Source organism: Dechloromonas agitata is5 (assembly GCF_000519045.1).
GTDB classification, from domain to species: domain Bacteria; phylum Pseudomonadota; class Gammaproteobacteria; order Burkholderiales; family Rhodocyclaceae; genus Azonexus; species Azonexus agitatus.
Window position 1 is genome coordinate 3,349,655 of the sequence record NZ_KI912532.1, and the last position, 22,105, is coordinate 3,371,759.

Below are 22,105 nucleotides of genomic sequence, written 5' to 3' on the forward strand. Positions count from 1 at the left end.
GGCAAGGTTGAAAAGCCCACGATTATAACAGCAATCGCGGGCTTGGATGATGCAGAATGACGCGTTGCCGTCAGAAACTGTCGTCGGCCATGTCCAGGGCGCCGGCCGCACCATCCACCACGGACTCGGCGAGACCAGCAGCCTGGGTCAGGAAATGATCGGCGAAGAAACGCGTCGTCGCCAGCTTGGCAGGCCAGAACGGATCACTGTCGCCGGCTGCGATCCGCTCGCGCGCGATCAGCGCCGCCCGCCCCATCTGCCAACCGCCGGCGACGATACCCAGCAGGAACAGGAAGGGCACGGCGCCGGCGTGGGTTGCCTTGGGGTGCTCCTTGAAGTTGGCGACAATCCAGTCGACGGCCTTTTCCACGGCATCGATGCCAGCCTGCTGACGGGCGCCGATGCCAGCCAGGTTACCATCCAGTTTCGCCGCATCGGCCCGCATCTCGGCGATCACGGCCTTGATGGTGACACCCTGTTCCCGAGCAATCTTGCGGCCGATCAGGTCGTTGGCCTGAATGGCAGTCGTCCCTTCGTAGATGGCCGTGATGCGGGCGTCGCGCAGGTGCTGGGCAGCACCGGTTTCCTCGATGAAACCCATGCCGCCATGCACCTGAACGCCAAGCGAGGCAATGTCGATGGCACTCTCGGTACTCCAGCCCTTGACCACCGGAATCATCAGGTCGGTAAAAGCCTGCCCTTTCTTGCGTTGGACTTCATCCGGATTGCAGTGGGCGTTATCCTGCGCCGCCGCCGTCACATAGGCCAATGCCCGCATGGCCTCGATGCGTGAACGCATCGACATCAGCATGCGGCGGACATCCGGATGCTTGATGATCGGCACCTTCGGACCACCCTTGACACCCAGTTCGGTACCCTGGACGCGATCCCTGGCATAAGTCACGGCACGCTGGTAGGCGCGCTCGGCATCGCCCAGGCCCTCCAGGCCGACGTTGAAGCGGGCAGCGTTCATCATGATGAACATGTACTCCAGGCCGCGATTCTCCTCGCCGACCAGGGTACCGATGGCACCGCCGTTGTCGCCAAAGGCCAGCACCGCCGTCGGGCTGCCGTGGATGCCGAGCTTGTGCTCGATCGATACGCAATAAACGTCGTTGCGCTCGCCCGGCGTGCCGTCGGCCTTGAGCAGGAACTTGGGCACGACGAACAGGGAAATACCCTTGACACCTTCCGGTGCATTCGGTGTCCGGGCCAGCACGAGATGGACAATGTTGTCCGTCATGTCGTGCTCACCCCAGGTGATGAAAATCTTCTGGCCGAAAATCCGGTAGGTGCCATCACCGACCGGCTCGGCGCGACTGCGCACGGCAGCCAGGTCGGAGCCGGCACTCGGCTCGGTCAGGTTCATGGTGCCCGTCCATTCGCCAGAAATCAGGTTGGGCAGGTAGGCCGCCTTCTGCTCCTCGGAGCCAGCAATGGTCAGCGCCTCGATCGCCCCCTGGGTGAGCATCGGACACAGCGAGAAGGCGTGATTGGCGGCCTTCCACATTTCGCTGACTGCCGTCGATACCACTTTCGGCAAACCCTGGCCGCCGAAGTCCGGTTCACAACCGAGACCGTTCCAGCCATTGTCGACAAACTGGCGATAGGCTTCCTTGAACCCCGGCGACGATCTCACCTGCTTGTCGTGCCATTTGGCACCATTGGTGTCGCCAATGCGGTTGAGCGGCGACAACACCTCGCCAGCGAACTTGGCCGCCTCCTCCAGGATGGCATCGACCACATCGGGCGAGGCTTCCTCACATCCCGGCAAGGCCACGACCTGATCCAGGCCAGCCAGATCCTGCATGGCAAAACGGATATCTTTTAAAGGTGCAACATATTCGCTCATAGGTCTCACTCCATTCGATTGGCGGTTTCTTTTAGTTCGATCAGGAACAAAATATCGTCGACCACGGGCAAGGCGAATCCCTGCCGCTGGCCGCCGCGATTGTCACGCAACAGTTGATACAGATACCCGACCACGTCGCCGGATTCCCACAAATCGAGCACGGCATTCATCAGGCGCGGCATGTCCTCCAGGGACTGCGGGCGCGGACCGCTGGACACGTTCTCGGCGAGGAGATCGCCCAGTGCGGCGGCCCCGCCCTCCCAGCTCTGCACTTCGACGTTGAAATGCTGATTGAGATTGCGCGCCACCTGCTCGAATTCGGCCCGCATGCCGGCCATGCGGTAAACATCCATCAGGCGGATCCAGGGCTGCAGAGCCTCCTGTGGATTGTGGTCGATGAATTCCTGCAACGCCTGCGCTGCCCCCTTGACCCGACCAAAGGACAACATGATGTCGGCCAGTTCCATGACCGGGTTGGCCTCGAAGTGCTCATCCAGCGTCGTGGCGTTGATCGACAGCACGGAATCGGGAACCGGTGCCTTGGCCGGCTCTACCGGCTCCACCACCGTTTCGGGATGGGTTTGGCCAAGCAGATCAAAATCGACCTGCATCGGCATGCCCATGGCGGCAGGCTCAACCGGGAGGTCGATTCCACCCGGCTCTTCGCGCTCCTCCTCCCGTTTGGGATCGACCCGCACCTCGGGCACTGCGAGCGGCAATTCGGTGGCGGCAGGGCTTTCCTTGCCCTCACGATATCGGCGCCAGCCGATCCAGCCCCCCAGGCCGAGCAGGACACCCAGCAGCAGGCCGTAAACACTCCACGGGGTTTCTTCGGGTGCACGGCTGGCCCCGGTTTCCTTCGGCGCAGCCGGGGCAGGTTTTTCTGCGGTTTTGAGTGGTGTCGACACCTGATCCGCGGCTGTCGCGGCCAGCGGGGTAGCACCATCCTTCTCCACCCGTTGCGCAAAATCGGCAGCACGGGCCTGCAGTTCAGTCAGGGCGCCCTCCATGTTGCGCAGCTTTTCCGCCGCCGCCATCTGGGAAAAGGCTTGCTCATGCAAGGCCATCAACATCCGGTATTCAAGGCGCAGGATGTCGCGCTGGGCCTCCTTCGCTGAGGCTTCACCCAACAATTCAGTCGCCAGGCGCAACGACGGTTCGCCGACGGTCAACTCCCCGCCGGACAACAGCAGGCGATCCGGAATCCCTCGCTCGCCGGGCTGACTCGCTGCTTTCCGGGAGGACAGGCGGGTAGGCGCTTCCTTGGCCACTGCTTGCGAAGTACGCGTCGGGACGGGACGTCGCTCGACGGGACCTTCCGGCGCAACCACGGCAGGCCGATCCGGACGCAAGGCAGGCGTTGTCATCGCAGCATGGCGAGGAGGAGACGCCATCAGCATGTAAGTCCGGGAAATCTCATGGCCACAGCCAACCTGGATCGTCATCTGCATGACCGGCTCGCGCAATGGCGCATCGGTACGGATTTCCAGGATGGGCTCCGCCCCCTGGCGAAGCGTAAAACTGGCCCGTCGCAACCATGGCAAATCATCGCCGGCCGGCTGGGCGAGACGGAAACATGACGGATCGATGCGTTGCCGGTCGACACCGAGCAGGCTCACCTCAAGCCGGATGCTTTCACCCAGCACCGGCTGGCTGCGCAAGTCGCCAAGGCCGATGGCCCAAACCTGCCCGGACAACAGCAGAGTCAGCAACGACAGCGAAGTTCGGCCAAGCGCGCGATCCAACAAAACAGCCCCTGATGACAAAAGTATCGAAATTGTAGCCCTTATTTCCCGGCCAGATAACGGGAATCATCGAAGGTCAGCATCCAATTCGGCCGATAGACCACGAAAAGCGTGATCACCATGCCGGAAAGCCAAGCCTCGGAAAAGGCCAGCAGCAGGAAATAGGGGAAATATTCGCTGATCAGGTAGTCCCAGGCATAAACATCAGCCAGGGCGAGGACGGATGTGATGGCGAACCCCACGCCGAGCGTCGTCAGGGCCGCCCCGAGAAAACCATTGATGAAGATGTAGATGAAGAAATGTCGCGGCAGAGCCGCGGTAAAAAGGCGGAAGAAGGCCTGACTCAACCCAACGCCAAGCCCCGCCTGCAGCAGCACATTCATGGCATAGGCCAGCGGGCCGGCAGCACCATTCAGCGTGACACCCAGCGCAACGAGCGATAGCCCGACAAAGGCCAGCCAAGGCCCGAAACTCAGTGTGAACACCGTGGCGCCAAGCAAGTGCAGGACCAATCCGGGCTTGACTCCGGCCTTCAGACTCCAGAGCAAGGTCAGCATGACCACCATGCCCAGCCAGACGTTGAGCAACTCGCCATCCTTCAGGCGCGCCCACGGTGCGCGCCAAAGAGCAAGGGCGAAGAGCGGTAGCCAGACGACCCAGGCCGTCCAGTACCACACTTCGCCCAATAGGGTATCGTTCAGATTCATGGGGCTATTCTAGTGCCAGCCCCGGTGTCTGCGGTATTACCCGACAGCGGCGGCCAGTTGCGGCACGGCTTCGAACAAGTCGGCAACCAGGCCATAATCGGCAATCTGGAAGATCGGCGCATCCGGATCCTTGTTGATCGCAACGATAACCTTCGAATCCTTCATGCCGGCGAGATGCTGGATGGCGCCGGAAATACCGATCGCGAGGTAGAGCTGCGGGGCAACGATCTTGCCGGTCTGGCCAACCTGATAGTCGTTCGGCACGAAGCCGGCATCAACCGCGGCACGCGAAGCGCCCAGCGCAGCACCCAGCTTGTCGGCGAGCGGTTCGAGCAGCTGGTGGTAATTCTCGCCGCTACCCAGGCCACGACCACCGGAGACGATGATCTTGGCGGCGCCGAGTTCGGGGCGCTCGGACTTGGTCAGTTCGCGGTTCTGCAGTTGGCTTTGGGCAGTGTCGGCAGCCGGGGCGATGGCTTCGACTGGCGCGCTACCGCCAGTACCGATGGCATCGAAGGCAGTGGTGCGGACAGTGATGACCTTGACGGCATCGGCGCTCTTGACGGTAGCCAGCGCATTGCCGGCGTAAATCGGGCGGACGAAGGTGTCAGCCGATTCGACGGCGGTGATTTCAGAGATCTGGGCCACATCGAGCAGCGCGGCGACGCGCGGGGCGAGGTTCTTGCCGAAGGTGGTGGCAGGAGCCAGGATGTGGCTGTAGCCGGCCGCCTGGGCGATGACCAGGGCCGTCAGGTTTTCGGCGGTTTGTGCGGCGTAGTGGGCCGCATCGGCCACCTTGACCGTGGCGACGCCTTGCAGTTGAGCGGCTTGCTGGGCAGCAGCGGCGCAGTCGGCGCCGGCTACCAGCACGTGAATGTCGCCGCCGATCTTCTGGGCAGCAGCAACGGTATTCAGGGTAGCGGCCTTGAGGGCGGCGTTGTCGTGTTCGGCAATAACGAGGATAGCCATTTAGATCACCTTCGCTTCGTTCTTGAGTTTGTTCACCAGGTCGGCCACATCGGCCACCCGCACGCCGGCGCTGCGCTTGGCCGGCTCGCTGACCTTGAGGGTGGTCAGGCGCGGGGTGACGTCGACGCCGAGGTCGGCCGGCTTGACGGTGTCGAGCGGCTTCTTCTTGGCCTTCATGATGTTGGGCAGGGTGGCGTAGCGCGGCTCGTTCAGGCGCAGGTCGGTAGACACCACCGCCGGCAGGCTGATCGCCAGGGTTTCGAGGCCGCCGTCGATTTCACGGGTGACCGTGGCCTTGCCGTCGGCGATGACCACCTTGGAGGCGAAAGTGGCTTGCGGCCAGTTTTGCAGGGCAGCGAGCATCTGGCCGGTCTGGTTGGCGTCGTCGTCGATGGCTTGCTTGCCGCAAATGACGAGTTGCGGTTGTTCCTTGTCACACAGGGCCTTGAGCAGCTTGGCTACGGCCAGCGGCTGGAGGTCGGCGTCGGTTTCGACCAGGATGCCGCGGTCGGCACCAATCGCCATGGCGGTGCGCAGGGTTTCCTGGCAGGCCGCCACACCGCAGGAAACAGCAACGACCTCGGTCGCAATGCCAGCTTCCTTCAGACGGACGGCTTCTTCGACGGCGATTTCGTCGAAGGGGTTCATGCTCATCTTGACGTTGGCCAGATCAACACCCGAACCGTCGGCCTTGACCCGGACCTTCACGTTGTAATCAACGACCCGTTTGACGGGAACTAGAATCTTCACAAGCCTTCTCCTCTTACTTGGTTAGATTTGTTGCAGCGACTTCGCCTGTTTGACAGACGTCCACTCTATCAGCACAATGGCCATACTGTGTCGTATGGAAAAGCATACGGTAGCGTATGGAAAACAAACTTGTCAAGCCCCCGATGAAATCCTCAGCGATCAAGCCCCGCAGCCGGGCGGCGTCGCCGCGCACGCAACTCGACCCGGAACGCTGGGTGGATGAGGCAATCGAAGTGCTCGCCAAGGAAGGCGTGACCGGCTTGCGGGTCGAAGTGCTGGCCAAGCGTTGCGGGGTGACCAAGGGTAGTTTCTACTGGCATTTCAAGGACCGCCAGGCCCTGCTCGATGCTGTGCTCGAACAGTGGAAGATCGGCCGTATCCGCGACATCGAAAAGACCACGGCAGTCACCCCGGGCAATGAGCGCGACCAGTTGCACTACGCCATCGAGGTATATGGCGCCAGCCGCAACCGCAAGGGCATGTCCATCGAACTGGCGGTCCGCGACTGGGCACGCCACGACTCGCGGGCCGCAGCGGTTGTCGAGGAAGTCGACCTTTACCGCCTGGAATGCACCCGCAAGCTGTTTGTCGCTGCCGGGATGTCCGATGCCGAAGCGAAGAGCCGCAGCCTGCTGCTCTATGCCTGCGTCTTCGGGCTGTCGCTGATGCACTACGCGCATTTCGACGACGACCTGGCCAGCCTGAAACAGCGCATTGCCGAGCGCATCGTTTCCAATTAGTCGAAACAGCCTCCGGCAGCGGCCGTTCGGCCCTGCCCCCGCTCCCAGGCAAGCAGGTCGACCGCCAGTTGGTCGGCCGCCCGGATCAGGGCACCGACTCCGCCCCGCGCATCCGCCGTTTCGGCCGGCTTTTCCAGATTGATCGGCGTTTCCGCCAGCGTGCGCCGGGTGCGGTCGAGCAGCACCGCCCTGCCCTGCACGACGCCCTGACTCCGCTCGGCTGACGAGAAAATCTGGCTGAATTCGCTTATCTCGACCCGCAGCAGGCAGCGTGACTGACCAAGACCGGAAGGCGACAAGTCCAGTTGTTGTGTCAGGCGCTGCTGCAGCAATTGGGCCGGCGGCCCGGCCCAGCGGGCCTTGGCGTATTCGCGGAGGCGTGCGGCATCGACATAGGCCAGGCGGTAATCGATGCCCATGCTGTCGAACCACAGCGGCGCCCTGACTTCGAGCGCCAACGGCATCTTGCGGGGCGCCGTCAGCAGACTGGCGGCAGGCGGACCGAAATCGTAGATGGCCAGCGGCGCATCGCCGCCCCGTTTGCCAGCGGTGAAACAACCTGCCAGTAGCAGGCACCCCATCAGGCACGTCAGCCCGCGCATATCACTGCCCCCCCGCCGGATTGAAGCCCGCCTCACCCGGCCCCGGCGCCTGTGACGGTGCACCGAAGACCAGGCCCTGCGGCGTGTCTTCGAGTATGCGCAGCACCCGGCTCAACTGGCGTGACGTCAGCGAGAAATCCTGTGCCAGTTCGTTCAGTCGCGGCATCAGCGCCGAGGTACCGCCGGCCGAGGCATCGCCGATGGCGATGTCGAGCTTGTCGGTTGCCGCTTGCATCTTGCCGATCAGGTTCCGCGTATCGGCCAGCAGCGGGCCAACTTCGCCAGCCGCCTGCGATAGGTTGCGGACATTGCGGTCATCGAGCACCTTGTTGACCTGCACCAGCGTACGGTTCAGGTTTTCCAGCGCCGGCTTGAGATTGGCCGAAGCGCTTTCGAGATTGCCCAGCGTCGCCGTCAGGTGCGCCCGGTTCTCTTCATTGAGCAGCAAATTGGCGCTCTGCATCAATTGCCGGGCCTGCTTCAGCGTGGCGGTGCCGGTTTCGCCCAACTCGTCGAGCAGGGACGGAATCATCGTGATGCGCGGCGGTGTGCCGTCCTTCGACTCGAGGGGCGACGTGTCCTTGCCGGTTTCGAGCAGCAGGATGTGCGCCAGCCCGGTCACCCCCTGGTAATTCAGCTTGGCCACAGTGCCGGTAGTCAGGGGTACATCGTCGTTGACCGAAATGGTAATCAGGATATTGCTGTAATCGTCGGGATCGAGGCGGATATCGCTGACCTTGCCGACCCGGATGCCGCGATAGCGCACCTGGGCCTGGGGATTGAGGCCTCCGATGTTCTGCTTGGTGACGACGATGTAATCGTGCGCCGCATCGTGGTTACCCCCCAGCCAATAGAGGGCAAGGATAGCCGCCAACCCGAGGCAGAGCGCGAAAAGTCCGGCAGCGAAAGCGTGCGACTTGTTTTCCATGTGGCGTAATTAAAGCAGCTTCCGGCGGTCGGCGCCAAAAAAGCCGGTAACGAAAGGGTGATCGACGGTCATGATCTCGTCCCGCGTGCCGAAGGCCAGGATGCGGTGGTCAGCCAGCACCGCGACATGCGACGCCAGACCGGCCAGGGTATTCAGATCGTGCGTCACCATGACCACGGTGAGGCCCAGTTCGCGTTGCAGATCGCCGATCAGCTCGACGAAATTCTGGCTGCGATCAGGGTCGAGGCCGGCCGTCGGCTCATCGAGCAACAGCAACTCCGGTTCGAGGGCCAGCGCCCGGGCCAGCGCAACGCGCTTGACCATGCCGCCGGACAGTTCGGCCGGCATCAGCTTGCCGTGACCATTGCCCAGGCCGACCATGGCCAGCTTGAGATGGACCAGGCGACGTATCCAGTCTTCGTCGAGACAATGCAGTTCGCGCAACGGGAAGGCGATGTTGTCGAAGACCGACAGGGCCGAGAACAGCGCCCCGTGCTGGAAGAGCATGCCGAGGCGGCGCCGTAATTGGCGCTGCAATTCGACATCCGGATCATTCAAATCCACGCCGAACAGCCTGACCAGTCCGGCATCCGGACGGTGCAGACCGAGGATTTCGCGCAGCAGCGTGGTCTTGCCGCTGCCCGAACCGCCAAGCAGGCCGACGATCTGCCCGGCGTGAACCTGCAGCGACAGATCCTGATGCACGGCAAAACCGCGAAAGCTGGTGCAGATGCCTTGCAGCTCGATGACCGGCACCTGATTCATAGCTGCGGCACCCCGACATGCCGGGTGAAGATGGCGAACACCGCGTCAACCAGGATGACCGTGGTGATCGCCGTCACCACGGCACTCGTCGTATTGGCCGACAGGCTTTCCGTGTTCGGCCGCACATGCAGCCCGAAATGGCAGGCGACGACGGCAATCACGAATCCGAAGACAACCCCCTTGCCCAGTCCGATGAGCAGGTTGGCAACCGGTACCGCGCGCGGCAGGTTTTCCAGAAAGTAGACCAGCGACAGATCGAGTTGCAGCAGTGCAGCCAGCATGCCACCGAGCAGCGCGACGGACGAGGTCCACAGAACGAGCAGCGGCATGGCGACGGTCAACCCGAAGATCTTGGGCAGCACGACGCGGATGCTGCGCGAGATGCCCATCGTCGACAGGGCGTCGATTTCCTCGGTCACCCGCATGACGCCGATCTGCGCCGTCATCGCCGACCCAGAGCGGCCGGCGACCAGCACGGCGACGAGCACCGGACCCAGCTCGCGGATGATCGAGATACCGAGGATATTGACGATGAACACGTCAGCCCCGAAGGTCTTGAGTTGCAGCGCCGACAGATAGCTGATGGTGACGCCGATTAGGAAACCGACCAGAGCCGTCACCGGCAAGGCCAGGGCGCCCGCCTTGTAGACGTTGGCCGAGAATTCGCGCCACGGAATCTGCCCCGGATAGCGGGCGAGGTAGGCACAATCAAGCAGCAATTGCCCGAACAGGGTAATCAGACCGCGCAGGTTGGCCAGCGCCTTCAAAACCTGACGGCCAAGAAATTCAGGCAGATGGACGAAGGCCACCGGTGGCGGTGGCATTTCCTGCGGCAGTTCGGCGACGCGGGCGATCACCTGCCGATGCAGCGGGCCGATCGCCAGGCTGGCCGGCCACGCACCTTGCCAGGAGCGCCAGAGGAGGACCGCTGCCGCACTGTCCAGCCGGCTGACCGCCGATAAATCCCAATGCCGCACCGAGGCCGGTACGGCTTCCAGGCCGCTGCGCAACAGATCGAGCATGGGCAGCATTTCAGCCAGCGTCCATGGCCCGGACAGCACCACCGTCCCCGACTCGACTCGCAAGCGGGGAATGTCGCTCACGCCGTTTTCCTCGCCGCCTTGGATTTGAATGCGTACTCCCGGCCGATCTGCTTCCAGACGGCCAGTTCTTCGCCGAAGGCCGCCGCCGTCCAGGGATTGGCCGCCAGCCAGTCGGGGGGCAGGTCAATCTGGTAGCCGGCAGCGGTGCGCACGACGCGCCAGGCCGGCAAAGCGCGGTCGTCACGGGTGCGGTGCAGCAGAACGGCCAGGCGCAGGCAGAAGATCAGGTCCCAGGCGCTGTCCGAAGCGGGCAGCGCACCGAGTTTTTCCAGCTTGCCGCGATGGCCGAGAACGATCATCGCCAGGCGGGCCTGATCCTTTTTCGAAAAACCGGGCATGTCGGCATAGGTCAGGATATAGGCGCCATGCTTGTGATACGCGTTGTGAGCGACCGAAATGCCGATTTCGTGCAGGCGGCAGGCCCAGGTCAGGAACTGCACGTCCGTCTCGTCCGGCTCGCCTGCACTGATCTGCCTCAGGGCGGACAGCGCCGTCGCTTCGACCCGCTCGACCTGGTCACCCTCGACCTGGTAGCGACGGCGGAACTGCGTGACGGTCGAATCGCGCATGTCGTGGTGATGGAAGCGCCCGAGCAGGTCATACAGTACGCCGAGACGCAACGCACCGTCGGCATAAGACATGCGTTCGATGCCCAGTTCCTCGAAGATCGCCGACATGATGGCGACACCGCCCGGAAAAACTGGCAGGCGGTCGCCCTTGATACCCGGCAGGTCGAGCGCTTCGGCCGAACCGGCCTTGATCAGCATGGCGCACAGCTTGTCGAGGCCGGCGCGGGTGATGCCGCTTTCACCGCCCGGATTGAGATCATTCAGTTCCAGCACGTCGGCGATGGCCCGCGCCGTGCCGGACGAGCCGACTGCTTCCTTCCAGCCCATGCGCTGGTAATCGTGGGCGATCAGCTCGATTTCCTTGGCCGCCGCGATCTGTGCCTCGCGCAAACGCTTCTTGTCGATCTTGCGATCCGGGAAGAAGCGCAGCGTGTAGCTGACACAGCCCATATACAGCGATTCCATCAGCTGCGGCTCATGCCGCTTGCCGATGATGAACTCGGTCGAACCGCCACCGATATCGACGACCAAGCGCTTGTGGGGCGCCATCGGCAAGGAATGGGAGGCGCCAAGGTAGATCAGACGGGCCTCTTCGCGGCCGGCGATGATTTCGATCGGAAAACCGAGCGCCTCCTCGGCCAGCGGCAGGAATTCGACGGCATTCTTGGCGACGCGCAGGGTATTGGTCGCCACGGCGCGGACGGCGCCATGATCCAGGCCGCGCAAGCGCTCGCCGAAGCGGCGCAGACCGTCCAGTGCACGGGCTTGGGCGGCGGCATCGAGCCGCTTGTCCGGCATCAGCCCGGAAGCCAGGCGGACTGGCTCCTTCATCGAGTCGAGCGGATAAATCTGGTCATCGACCACCCGCCCCACCTGCAGGCGAAAACTGTTGGACCCCAAATCGACTGCGGCGACGGTCTCGTAAATCATCGGAAATCGGCTGATTGCTTGATCAGACGGCCATTCTACCACCCGCCATGGAGCCGGATTCTTACACTGGGGCGTAAAAAAACCGCCGGTTTTAGCCGGCGGTTTGGGGATTGAAGGCGGGCGGTGCTTAGTGGCCCAGCAGCTTCTTGATGTTTTCCAGCGTGGACGGATCCTCGATGGTGGTCAGGTCGCCCGGATCGCGGCCTTCGGCCAGCGCCTGCAGCGAGCGGCGCAGCATCTTGCCGGAACGGGTCTTCGGCAGGCCAACGACGAAGTGCACACGGGCCGGACGGGCAATGGCACCCAGGATGCCATCGACCGTTGCCATGACTTCCTTCTCCAGCGCAGCGGTCAGTTCCGGCGTCGCCACCTTGGCGGCATCCTTGACGACGGCGAAGGCCATCGGCATCTGGCCCTTCAGCTTGTCCTCGACGCCGACGACGGCGACTTCGGCGATGGCGGCGTGCGCCTGGATCGCTTCCTCGATCTCGCGGGTGCCCAGGCGGTGGCCGGCGACGTTGATCACGTCGTCGGTACGGCCGAGGATGGTGAAGTAACCTTCCTCATCCTTGATCGCCCAGTCATAGGACGAATAGACCATCGGATCCTTGAACAGCGTGAAGTAGGTCGAGACGAAGCGATCGTCCTGGCCCCACACCGTGCTCAGGCAGCCCGGCGGCAGCGGCAGCACGACGGCGGCAATGCCCTTCTCGTTCGGGCCGCATTCGGAGCCATCCTCACGGAAGATCTTGAGGTTGTAGCCGTAGACCGGGAAGGATGGCGAACCGAACTTGATCGGGGTCTTTTCGACGCCGTGCAACGCGGCCAGCATCGGCCAGCCGGTTTCGGTCTGCCAGTAGTTGTCGATGACCGGCTTGCCCAGTTCATTCTGGAACCACTCGTGGGTCGGCTGGTCGAGCGGCTCACCGGCCATGAAGATGTGCTTCAGGGACGACAGGTCGTACTTGTGCATGTACGCCGGGTCCTGCTTCTTCAGGACGCGCGCGGCAGTCGGCGCCGAGAACATGACGTTGACCTTGTACTTCTCGACGATCTGCCACCAGATGCCCGGATCCGGGCGCAGCGGCGTGCCTTCGTACATGATGGTCGCCATGCCAGCGATCAGCGGGCCATAGATGATGTAGGAATGACCGACCACCCAGCCGATGTCGGAGGTGGAGAAATACGTTTCGCCCTCACCGCCGCAGTAGATGTGCTTCATCGACGAGGCCAGTGCCACGGCGTAACCGCCGGTGTCGCGCTGCACGCCCTTCGGCTTGCCGGTGGTGCCCGAGGTGTAGAGGATGTAGGACGGCTCGGAGGATTCCAGCCATTCGCATTCCACCTTCGCATCCATGAACTGCTCGCGCAGCGTTGCGTAGTCTACGTCGCGGCCTGCGACCTTGTTGAAGCCCTGGTCCAGACCACGGTCGATCATCAGCACCTTGGCCGGCTTGTGCTCGGCGATTTCGATGGCTTCATCGAGCAGGTGCTTGTACGGCACGGCCTTGCCGCCGCGCATGCCGGCGTCGCTCGAGACGATCAGGGCCGGCTTGGCGTCGTCGATGCGGGTGGCCAGCGAACCGGAAGCGAAACCGCCGAAGACGACGGAGTGAATGGCGCCAATGCGGACTGCGGCGAACATCGCGAAGGCCGCCTGCGGAATCATCGGCATGTAGATCAGGACGCGGTCGCCCTTCTTCACGCCGAGACTCTTGTAGATCGCGGCCATGCGCTCGACTTCGCGCTGCAGTTCGGCGAAGGAGTAGATCTTCTCCTCGTTCGTCTCGGTCGAGATGTAGATCAGGGCGCGGTCATTCGGGCGCTTGGCGGCATGGCGGTCGACTGCGTTGTAACAGAGGTTGGTCTTGCCACCGACGAACCACTTCACGAACGGCGGCTTCGAATAGTCGCAAACCTGTGTAAACGGTTCCTTCCAGTCGATGAGTTGGGCCTGCTCGGTCCAGAACTCGTTCGGCTTTTCGATGGAATATTGGTGAAACTCCTTGTATGTCGCCATAAAGTCCCTCTAAAAAGGCATTTCCTGCACTACAAAAACTGAACGGGCTAGTTTTTTTGTGATTCCCGTTCACTCAAACGGCGTTCGATCTCCGCCATCGGCAGAGCCAACCCCAATTCCTTGTCCATCAATCGCAACATGGGCAGCAGCCGCTCCAGCAAGGCCGGCAAATGCGGCACCACCGGCTCAACTCGGCCTGCGCCGAGAAACTCCAGTGCCTGGTTGAGCGATATCGGGCGCGTCGCGGGCGAGACGCCGCCCGCTTCCGTCCGGTTGCCCCCCTCAGCCACTGCCTTTTGCATGCGCTCACCGGCAAGGTCGAGCAGGGCACCGGCCGACGGGACCTTATCGTTCGGCATGCTGGCCAGACCGATACTGACCGTCAGCGCGACGGTCTCGCCGCGGACGGCGAGCTTGGCCATTTCGACCGCCTCGCGCACCCGTTCAGCGAAGGTCGCGCAGAAGGCCGGCGCCGTGCCAGGGGAAACAATGGCGAACTGCCCCATGCCGTAGTGACCGAGGCTGTCCTCGTGGCGCACCTTACCGGCCAGCATCTTGGCGAAACGGTTGCAGATCTGCTCGGCAACTTCGACGCCAAATCGCTGGCACATGCCTTCGAAACCGTCGAAGCCGAGCACCATCACGCTGACATCCGAGCCATGCCGAGCGGCATGCGACAAGGCCTGTGCCGCCTGCAATTCAAGATATTTACGGGTGTACAGGCCTGTGACCGAATCCTGAACCAGGCGCTCCCGGTCGGCCTCCAGGCTTTCCTGGGCCGTGCTCAAATTCAGCAGGTGCTTGAGCCGGGCCAGCAGTTCGGCACTGCCAGCGCCCTTGGTGACGAAATCGGAAACCCCCATCGCCACGGCGCGCTCGCGCTCTTCCTCTGTCTCCGCCCCGGATACCAGGATGAAAGGCATCTGCTGCAAGCGCCTCAGCTTTGATGTGCGCACGCGCTCCAACAACTCGTAGCCGTTCAGCTTGGGCATCTGCAGGTCGGAAATCACCGCCTTGATCGAGTGATCGACGACCAGCGTCTGCCAGGCTGCCTCGCCGTCACCCTCTTCCCGAATCTCGAAATGCTCCTTCAGGTGCTTGATGAGGGAAATCCTCACCACCCGGGAGTCATCGACGATCAGGATGTGCGGCAGGTCGGCCACGTCAGTCTCCGGCAATATCCACCACGACGCGGCCCTTGGCGCGGCCGGCGACATACTCGTCGAAAATCGCCGGCAATTCCTCGAACGCAATACGGCGGGACATCGTTGCCAGGTGCGGCGGCCGCAGGTCGGTCGCCAAACGCTGCCAGACGCCGCTGCGGTATGGCTCGCGGATGTAGCCCGAATCGACACCGAGCAGCGATACGCCACGCAGAATAAACGGCGCCACCGTGGTGTTCAGCTTCATGCTCGCCGCCAGGCCGATACTGGCGATCGTTCCGCCCTGCTCCATGGTGCTGGCGATCCAGGCCAGCACGTCGCCCCCCAGGTTATCGACGGCCCCGGCCCAGCGCCCGCTGTCGAGCGGCCGGATCTTCGACAAATCGAGATTCTGGCGCAGCATGATCTCGGCTGCCCCCAGGCTGCGCAGGTAGTCGGCCTCGCTTTCCTTGCCGGTCAGCGCAACGACGTGATAGCCACACTTGGCCAGCATATCGACTGCCAGGCTGCCCACCCCGCCTGTCGCTCCGGTCACGATGACCGGGCCTTTTTCCGGGCGCAGTCCGTTCTCTTCCATGCGCACGATGCCCAACGCGGCCGTAAAACCGGCCGTACCAAGCGCCATCGCATCGTAGAGCGAGAGGCCGGCCGGCAGCGGGACGACCCAGTCGCCCGGCACGCGGGCGTACTCGGCATAACCGCCATGATGGGCGACGCCGATGTCAAAACTGGTTGCGATGACCGGATCGCCCGGTTTGAACCGTACGTCGCCGCTTTCGACTACCGTACCCGACAGGTCGATGCCGCCGACACAGGGAAAGCGGCGAATGATCTTGCCGGTACCGGTTGCCGCCAGCGCATCCTTGTAGTTGACGCTGGAATAGGCGACCCGGATGGTGACATTGCCGGAATCGAGCTGACTTTCGGTCATGCGAACGAAGCCGTTGACCACCTTGCCGTCACGCTCCTCAATCAGCAGAGCCTTGAAGGAATCCATTGTTCTCCCCATTATTCCCACGCCTTGGACAATAAATTGTATTCATAATTACGGAGTATGAACATAGTTAAACGCCGTGAATTTTTACAGTGCCTTTACAGGGTCGGTGTTTTGAAATACATTTCGCGGCTATGCAAAAAGTCATGGCCTCCCTCCTGCTGTCTGTTTCGCTGCTCGTCGGCGGCATCGGGGCGTCCAGTGCGGCTGAACAGGCGCGCAAAGACGAACAGCCGTCGTTCCTTGAACGTTACACCAACGCCGCACAGGATGTCATTCTGCAAGGCCTCAAGCTGGTCGGCGTCCGCTACCGCCTGGGTGGCAATAACGAGGAACAGGGTCTCGACTGCAGCGGCTTCGTTCGCCTGGTCTTCAAGGACAGCATCGGTGCCTCCCTGCCCCGCACCGCCAAGGAAATGAGCGAAGTCGGTCAGCAGATCGACGTCAGCCAGCTCAAGCCGGGCGACCTGGTTTTCTTCAACACCATGCGCCGTGCCTTCTCGCATGTCGGCATCTACTTGGGCGACAACCACTTCATGCATGCCCCGCGCACGGGTGCCGAAGTCCGCGTCGAGAGCATGGACAGCAGCTACTGGGTGCAACGCTACAACGGCGCTCGCCGGATCCTCGACGGCAACTGAAAACACAAGCGGCAGACAAGCCGCTTTTTTTACAGCCAACTCGGATAACCATTCTCATTTACATGAGCTGATTCGGTCATTAGACTATGCACTCCCCGAATCATCCCGGAGTCGCCCGATGAAGTTGAACGCCAGCCTGCTCGCCACCCTCATCCTTTCGCTGAGTGCCGCTACCCAGGCGGAAGAGAAAGTCCTCAACCTGTATTCCGCCCGCCATTACCAGACCGACGAGGCGCTCTACAGCAACTTCACGCAACAGACCGGGATCAAGATCAACCGGATCGAGGGGAAGGAGGACGAACTCCTCGAGCGCCTGAAGAACGAGGGCGCGAACAGTCCGGCCGATGTCTTCCTGACCGTCGATGCCGCCCGCCTGGCGAAGGCCCACGAACTCAACCTGTTCGCCCCGGTCGCTTCGAAAACGCTGGAGAAACGCATCCCGGCCCACCTGCGCACCGAAGACTGGTTTTCCTTCTCGACCCGCGCCCGGGTCATTGTCTACAACAAATCGCGGCTCACGGCCGAGGATGTGCAGAATTACGCCGACCTGGCCAATCCGAAGCTGAAGGGCAAGTTCTGCTCGCGCTCCGGCTCCCATCCCTACAACCTGTCGCTGTTGGCCTCGATCATCGCGCACCAGGGCGAGGCCAAGGCCGAAGAATGGGCACGCGGCATGGTTGCCAACTTTGCCCGTGCTCCCAAGGGCGGCGATACCGACCAGATCAAGGCGGTAGCGACTGGCGAATGCGGTGTCGCCATTTCGAACAGCTACTATGTCGCCCGCCTGCTCCGTTCGACCAAGCCCGAGGAACAGAAGCTGATGGAGAAGGTGGGTATCGTCTGGCCGGACCAGGCCGGAGTCGGGACGCACATCAACGTATCGGGCGGCGGCATGCTGAAGCATGCGCCGCACAAGGAAGCGGCCGTCAAGTTCCTCGAATACCTGGCCTCCGACCAGGCCCAGCGCTATTTCGCCGATGGCAACAACGAATGGCCGGCCGTCGAGCAGGTCAAGATCAGCAACCCGGCGCTCGAATCACTCGGCAAATTCAAGGCCGACCAATTGCCGGTCAAGAACCTGGCGATGTACCAGGCCAAGGCACAGATGATTTTCGACCGCGCCGGCTTCAAGTAGGCCCTCGAAAAACCGGGCGTAATTGCCTACAATCGGCGTTCTGCGCGACGCTTCGACCCAGATGAGCCAAGGACGCCCCCCCAGCAAACTGATCACCGCCATTCGGTCCGCCCGACTGAGCGACGTGATCGATGCGCTGCGCGACGGCGCCGATATCGAAGAGGCGGACATGCACGGCTACCGCGGCTTGCCGCTGCGTACCGCCTGCTTCGAGGGTAACCCGGCCATCGTGCGGGAATTGCTGGCACACGGCGCCAACCCGAACAGCGCGACCAGCGACGGCAGCGGTGCCCCGCTCCGGCTTGCCTTGCGCCGCGGCCATCAGGACATCGTCGCCCTCCTCCTGCAACACGGCGCAACACCACCGGTCGAGCCGGCCACTTCCCAGCCGGCCCGGGAAATCGGATGCGAAGCCCGGGTGCCCGCTGCGCCCTCCGGCCAGCCAACGGCAACGGTGCCGTACGACAATCTGATCGAATTCACCCCGACTCATTTCCGCCGTGGCCAGGGATCCGACTCGCTAGCGGCCGACGAAGCGGCTTTCGGGACCGCCACCGAGGCGATTTCGGCCGACCTGATGTTTCTCGAAGAGGACGAAACGCCTGCACTTTTCCCGCGCGGTCAGGGCACGCCAGCTGGCTGATCGCCGGTCAGCCAGGTGTCACGGCCGGCGGGCAGCGGAAACCTGGCGCGACAAGGCAATCAGGGGCAGCAAGCCGACGACGACGATGGCCAGTGCAGCGGTCGATGCCTCGGCCAAACGCTCGTCGGAAGCCAGCGTGTAGGCCTGGGTCGCCAGCGTGTCGAAATTGAACGGCCGCATGACGAGCGTGGCCGGCAACTCTTTCATCACATCGACAAAAACCAGCAGGCCGGCAGTCAGCAGGCTGCCGCGCAACATCGGCGCATGCACCCGCCGCAAGGTTTCCCCCTGGCCCAGGCCGAGGCTGCGCGCCGCATCGTCCATGCTCGGCGTGATCTTGCCCAGGCTCGATTCCACGGTATGCAGCGCCACGGCAAGGAAGCGGACAAGATAAGCGTAGATCAGCGCCGCGATGCCACCGGTCAGCAACAGGCCCGGATTGTGGCCGAACCACGCCAGCCATTGCCCGGCCAGCCAGTTGTCGAGACGGGTCACCGGAATCAGCACGCCGACCGCGATCACCGCGCCCGGCACGGCGTACCCCAGGCCGACCAGGCGGTTCAGGCCGCTGGCCAGGGTTGTGCGGGACAAACGTGCACCGTAGGCCAGCAGCAGCGCGAGGAGAACGCCGATCGCCGCGGTCACCCCGGCCAAGACGAAACTGTTGCGCGACAGGGTCAGGAAGCGCTCGCCGAACTGGGCGTCGCCCTCGGTCAGCGCCATCTTGAGGAGCAGGCCGGCCGGCAGCAGGAAGCCGAGCAGCAGCGGCAGCAGGCAGGCCAGGACGGCCAGGCTGGCGGCCAGGCCCTTCAGGCGGGCCCCGGCCATCGGTCGGTTGCGGCCGGTGGTGTTGTGGTAGCGTGCCCTGCCGCGCGAGATGCGCTCCATCGTCAGCAGGAAGAGGACAAAGGCAAGCAGCATGGCGGCCAGTTGGGCGGCGGCAACCCGGTCGCCGAGGGAGAACCAGGCCCGGTAGATGCCGGTGGTGAAGGTATTGACCGCGAAATACGCCACCGTGCCGTAATCGGCCAGGGTTTCCATCAGGGCCAGCGCGACACCGGCGACGATGGCCGGCCGGGCCAGCGGCAGCGAGACGGCAAAGAAGGCGCGCCACGGCCCGAGACCCAGGGTCCGCGCCGCCTCCAGCATGCCACTTGCCCGCTCCAGGAAAGCCGTGCGCGCCAGCAGATAGACGTAGGGATAGAGTACGCAAACGAACATCAGCATGGCGCCGGGCAGCGTGCGGATGTCGGGAAACCAGTAATCGCCATGCGCCCAGCCGAAGGTATCGCGCAGGAAAGTCTGCACCGGGCCGACGAACTGCAGGAAATCGGTATAGACGTAGGCCATGACATAGGCTGGCACGGCGAGCGGCAGGACAAGCGCCCACTCGAAGACCCGGCGGCCGGGAAAGTCGTGCATCGCCGTCAGCCAGGCCGTCGTCACGCCAATCAGCGCAACACCAACACCGACACCCAGACAGAGCCAGACCGAGTTGGCGATGTACTCCGGCAGCACCGTCGCCGACAAGTGCGCCCAGGTGGCGCTGGTGCCGCCGACGAACAGGTTGAGACCGACGCTGGCGACTGGCAGGGCGGCCAGGGCAGCGACGATCAGTCCGACAATCAACAGGGGGGAAACGTGGGTTTTGCGCATGGCAGCGAATGCGAATTATACGCGCTACACTCATGCGCCGCCGACAAACGGGCAGCCTTTCCCGATCGCCCCAAACCGCCGGGTCAATCGGGCCATCGTGAAGGCGCCACGCCGTTCACCGGACAATGCGGCGCGGCGTTCTCACCCCATCGCCGTCACACCTGGAAGCAGGCGACATTGGTATGCAGGTCGCGCGCCAGCGCCTGGAGTTCTTCCGAGGCCGCTGCCGTATTCTGTGCCTCGGCGTTGTTCGATTCCGTCATCTGGGCGATGGTTTCCAGGCCTTTCGCCACCGTCGAACTGGCGATGCTCTGCTCGCGAATGGCGGCGGAAATGCCTTCGACCGCTTCCAGGGCGCGTCCGGCCCCGACGCGGATTTGTTGAATCGCCTCGCCGGCCAGCGCCGCCAGATCGACGCCGGCACTCACTTCGCCGGCTCCCCGATCCATATTAACCACCGCGTCTTCCGCCCCCTTCTGGATGCGGGCAATCATCTCGGTGATCTCGTGCGTCGACTTGGTGGTCCGTTCAGCCAGCTTACGTACCTCATCGGCCACCACGGCGAAGCCGCGCCCCTGCTCGCCGGCCCGGGCCGCCTCGATGGCCGCATTGAGGGCCAGCAGGTTGGTCTGATCGGCGATTTCCTTGATCACGCTGGCGATCGTCGATACCGAATTGATCTCGGTGCCGAGCATGGCCACGGTTCCCGACGCATTCCTGACCGTATCGGCGATGCGGTTCATCGCCGCAACCGCCTGCTGAATGGTGTCCGAACTTTCCCGGGAGACCATCTCCGAGGCGCGGGAAATTTCCTGCGCATCCTCGGCGTGCTGCGAAATCATCGCAATGCTGGCGCTCATCTGCTCGACTGATGCCGCCATGCTGGCCGCTGCGTCGCTCTGTTCCTGTGACCCCTGCGCCACGGTCTGCGCCGAAGCGCGCAACTGGCTGGCATCGCTCGCCACGCTGGTCACCGTATTGCGTACTTCGCGGATGGTGTCGGCCAGATGCGCCTGCATTTTGCTGAAAGCCTGCATCAGGTTGCCGATCTCGTCATTCGAGCCGGCTTCGATCCGGCTCGTGAAGTCGCCTTCGGCCACCCGTTCCGCCACGGCGACGACGGCCTCGAGCGGCTGCGCGATCCAGCGCCGGGCGCTCCACCAGACCATGATCACAACCACGGGGATCAACAGCAAGGTGAGCAGCAGCAGGCCGCGCCCGGTGGTCTTGCCTTCCGAATTGAATTCATCGAGATAGCTGCCCGAGGCGATCAGCCAGTTCCATTCCGGGAAATGATTGAAGGCAACCACTTTCTCGCGGTCCTCGCTGTCGTCGGGATTCTTCCACCAGTAACGAACGAAGCCATTTTTCTGGGTCATCATCTGTTCGACGAAGTCATTGCCCCGGCTATCCCTGATGCCGAGCAGCGACTTGCCTTCGCTGGCCGGGTGGATGGTCAGCAGGCCACGATCCTTGCCCATATCCATCGCATAGGCGTAGCCGGTGCTGCCGATCTTCATGGCCAGCACTTTCTTCTTCAGGGCCACCAGGCCATCCGAAAAATCCAACCCAACGAAGAAGGCACCGACGACCTGCCCATCGCGGTCCTTGATCGGCCGGTAATGGGTCATGAAATCGCGCCCCAGCATCCGGGCCTTGCCGGTAAACACCTCCCCCTTGAGCAGATGGGGAACCGCCGGATGCCCGGCGCCGAGCGGCACACCCGCCGCCCGTTGGCCGCTGTCGTCCTTGATCGAAGTCGACGTGCGCACGAAATCGCTCCCCTGGCGCGTCAGCACCGTCGCCGCCACCTGGGCCTGCGCCGTGAAGCGGTCGGGAATGACCGTGTTATCCATGGAAATGGTTTCATTGCCGTGATGCAGCACACCGTTGGCGTCTAACGAGAAGGGCTGTCCGTAGTTGCCGGAAAAGACGCCCCCCAGTCGGATCACCGTCTGCTCCAGCGAACGGTTGTAGGTGTCGATCATGTCGATCACCATCCGGTTGTTCGCCTGCAGCGCGTCAAGCGCCTTTTTCTCGAGGGTATCGGTCAGGAAGGTAGACAAGCCGAAGGCAGCCGAAACCAGAACAACCGTAATGCCGGAAGCGATGACGAGGATGAGTTTCCTCGCCACGGAAGTACTTTTTTTGAACATGTCAGGCCCTTTTCTTATCGCTGTTCTCAACTTGGCG

General features: G+C 63.0%; 19 protein-coding genes. 4 read left to right on the top strand and 15 right to left on the bottom strand.

Annotation, left to right across the window (positions count from 1 at the left end; translation table 11 throughout):
• Positions 1-70: 70 nt before the first annotated feature.
• Genes K420_RS0116325 through K420_RS0116345 form a run of 5 tightly spaced genes read right to left on the bottom strand, consistent with a single transcriptional unit; the run spans position 71 to position 6,023 of the window.
• Positions 71-1,852, bottom strand: coding sequence for an acyl-CoA dehydrogenase (locus K420_RS0116325; RefSeq protein ID WP_027458988.1), 1,782 nt, complete (start codon positions 1,850-1,852; stop codon positions 71-73).
• Positions 1,853-1,857: 5 nt separating this feature from the next.
• Positions 1,858-3,597 (bottom strand): type IV pilus assembly protein FimV, encoded by a 1,740-nt coding sequence (locus tag K420_RS0116330; RefSeq protein WP_027458989.1) that lies wholly within the window; start codon positions 3,595-3,597, stop codon positions 1,858-1,860.
• A gap of 41 nt (positions 3,598-3,638) precedes the next feature.
• Positions 3,639-4,304 carry an energy-coupling factor ABC transporter permease gene (locus tag K420_RS0116335; protein WP_027458990.1) on the bottom strand — a complete coding sequence of 222 codons (666 nt, stop codon included), beginning with the start codon at positions 4,302-4,304 and terminating at the stop codon, positions 3,639-3,641.
• 36 nt (positions 4,305-4,340) lie between these two features.
• The gene (locus K420_RS0116340; RefSeq protein WP_027458991.1) at positions 4,341-5,273 is read right to left on the bottom strand and encodes an electron transfer flavoprotein subunit alpha/FixB family protein; all 933 of its coding nucleotides are present in this window, start codon (positions 5,271-5,273) and stop codon (positions 4,341-4,343) included.
• Positions 5,274-6,023: an electron transfer flavoprotein subunit beta/FixA family protein gene (locus K420_RS0116345; RefSeq protein ID WP_027458992.1), complete on the bottom strand. Its 750-nt coding sequence runs from the start codon at positions 6,021-6,023 to the stop codon at positions 5,274-5,276.
• A gap of 116 nt (positions 6,024-6,139) precedes the next feature.
• Between K420_RS0116345 and K420_RS0116350 the strand changes: the two genes are divergently transcribed.
• The gene (locus K420_RS0116350; protein ID WP_084019713.1) at positions 6,140-6,763 is read left to right on the top strand and encodes a TetR/AcrR family transcriptional regulator; all 624 of its coding nucleotides are present in this window, start codon (positions 6,140-6,142) and stop codon (positions 6,761-6,763) included.
• On the opposite strand, the gene K420_RS19360 is transcribed toward K420_RS0116350, so the two are convergent.
• The 8 genes from K420_RS19360 to K420_RS0116390 all read right to left on the bottom strand — a co-directional run bounded on the left by K420_RS19360 (position 6,760) and on the right by K420_RS0116390 (position 15,840).
• Complete coding sequence (locus K420_RS19360) at positions 6,760-7,365, bottom strand: ABC-type transport auxiliary lipoprotein family protein (protein WP_051453206.1); 606 nt, start codon at positions 7,363-7,365, stop codon at positions 6,760-6,762. The two genes, K420_RS0116350 and K420_RS19360, sit on opposite strands and share 4 nt — an antisense overlap.
• A 1-nt stretch (position 7,366) precedes the next feature.
• The gene (locus tag K420_RS0116360) at positions 7,367-8,293 is read right to left on the bottom strand and encodes an MlaD family protein (protein ID WP_027458994.1); all 927 of its coding nucleotides are present in this window, start codon (positions 8,291-8,293) and stop codon (positions 7,367-7,369) included.
• A gap of 9 nt (positions 8,294-8,302) precedes the next feature.
• Positions 8,303-9,058, bottom strand: a complete 756-nt coding sequence (locus K420_RS0116365) for an ABC transporter ATP-binding protein (RefSeq protein ID WP_027458995.1) — start codon at positions 9,056-9,058, stop codon at positions 8,303-8,305.
• On the bottom strand, positions 9,055-10,161 hold the full coding sequence (locus K420_RS0116370; RefSeq protein ID WP_232422804.1) for an ABC transporter permease: 1,107 nt from the start codon (positions 10,159-10,161) through the stop codon (positions 9,055-9,057). Before K420_RS0116370 ends, K420_RS0116365 begins: the two co-directional genes overlap by 4 nt.
• Complete coding sequence (gene ppx, locus K420_RS0116375) at positions 10,158-11,660, bottom strand: exopolyphosphatase (protein WP_027458997.1); 1,503 nt, start codon at positions 11,658-11,660, stop codon at positions 10,158-10,160. The genes K420_RS0116370 and ppx overlap by 4 nt, the downstream gene beginning before the upstream one ends.
• Before the next feature lie 127 nt (positions 11,661-11,787).
• Entirely contained in the window at positions 11,788-13,680 is a 1,893-nt protein-coding gene (locus K420_RS0116380) for a propionate--CoA ligase (RefSeq protein ID WP_027458998.1), read from the bottom strand.
• 47 nt (positions 13,681-13,727) lie between these two features.
• Complete coding sequence (locus K420_RS0116385) at positions 13,728-14,843, bottom strand: GGDEF domain-containing protein (RefSeq protein ID WP_051453207.1); 1,116 nt, start codon at positions 14,841-14,843, stop codon at positions 13,728-13,730.
• Position 14,844: 1 nt separating this feature from the next.
• Positions 14,845-15,840 carry an oxidoreductase gene (locus K420_RS0116390; protein ID WP_027459000.1) on the bottom strand — a complete coding sequence of 332 codons (996 nt, stop codon included), beginning with the start codon at positions 15,838-15,840 and terminating at the stop codon, positions 14,845-14,847.
• Positions 15,841-15,983: 143 nt separating this feature from the next.
• Here K420_RS0116390 and K420_RS0116395 point away from each other — a divergent pair, with 143 nt between their 5' ends.
• The 3 genes from K420_RS0116395 (at position 15,984) to K420_RS19890 (ending at position 18,256) form a co-directional block, all read left to right on the top strand.
• Positions 15,984-16,478 carry a C40 family peptidase gene (locus tag K420_RS0116395; RefSeq protein ID WP_232422805.1) on the top strand — a complete coding sequence of 165 codons (495 nt, stop codon included), beginning with the start codon at positions 15,984-15,986 and terminating at the stop codon, positions 16,476-16,478.
• A gap of 118 nt (positions 16,479-16,596) precedes the next feature.
• On the top strand, positions 16,597-17,613 hold the full coding sequence (locus K420_RS0116400) for a Fe(3+) ABC transporter substrate-binding protein (protein WP_027459002.1): 1,017 nt from the start codon (positions 16,597-16,599) through the stop codon (positions 17,611-17,613).
• 61 nt (positions 17,614-17,674) lie between these two features.
• Positions 17,675-18,256 carry an ankyrin repeat domain-containing protein gene (locus tag K420_RS19890; RefSeq protein WP_051453208.1) on the top strand — a complete coding sequence of 194 codons (582 nt, stop codon included), beginning with the start codon at positions 17,675-17,677 and terminating at the stop codon, positions 18,254-18,256.
• 18 nt (positions 18,257-18,274) lie between these two features.
• Here the strand turns inward: K420_RS19890 and K420_RS0116410 are convergent, their stop codons facing one another.
• Together K420_RS0116410 and K420_RS0116415 are read right to left on the bottom strand one after the other, a co-directional pair.
• Positions 18,275-19,912: an ABC transporter permease gene (locus tag K420_RS0116410; protein WP_027459003.1), complete on the bottom strand. Its 1,638-nt coding sequence runs from the start codon at positions 19,910-19,912 to the stop codon at positions 18,275-18,277.
• 155 nt (positions 19,913-20,067) lie between these two features.
• Positions 20,068-22,047 carry a methyl-accepting chemotaxis protein gene (locus K420_RS0116415; RefSeq protein ID WP_198293875.1) on the bottom strand — a complete coding sequence of 660 codons (1,980 nt, stop codon included), beginning with the start codon at positions 22,045-22,047 and terminating at the stop codon, positions 20,068-20,070.
• Between the last annotated feature and the right edge of the window lie 58 nt (positions 22,048-22,105).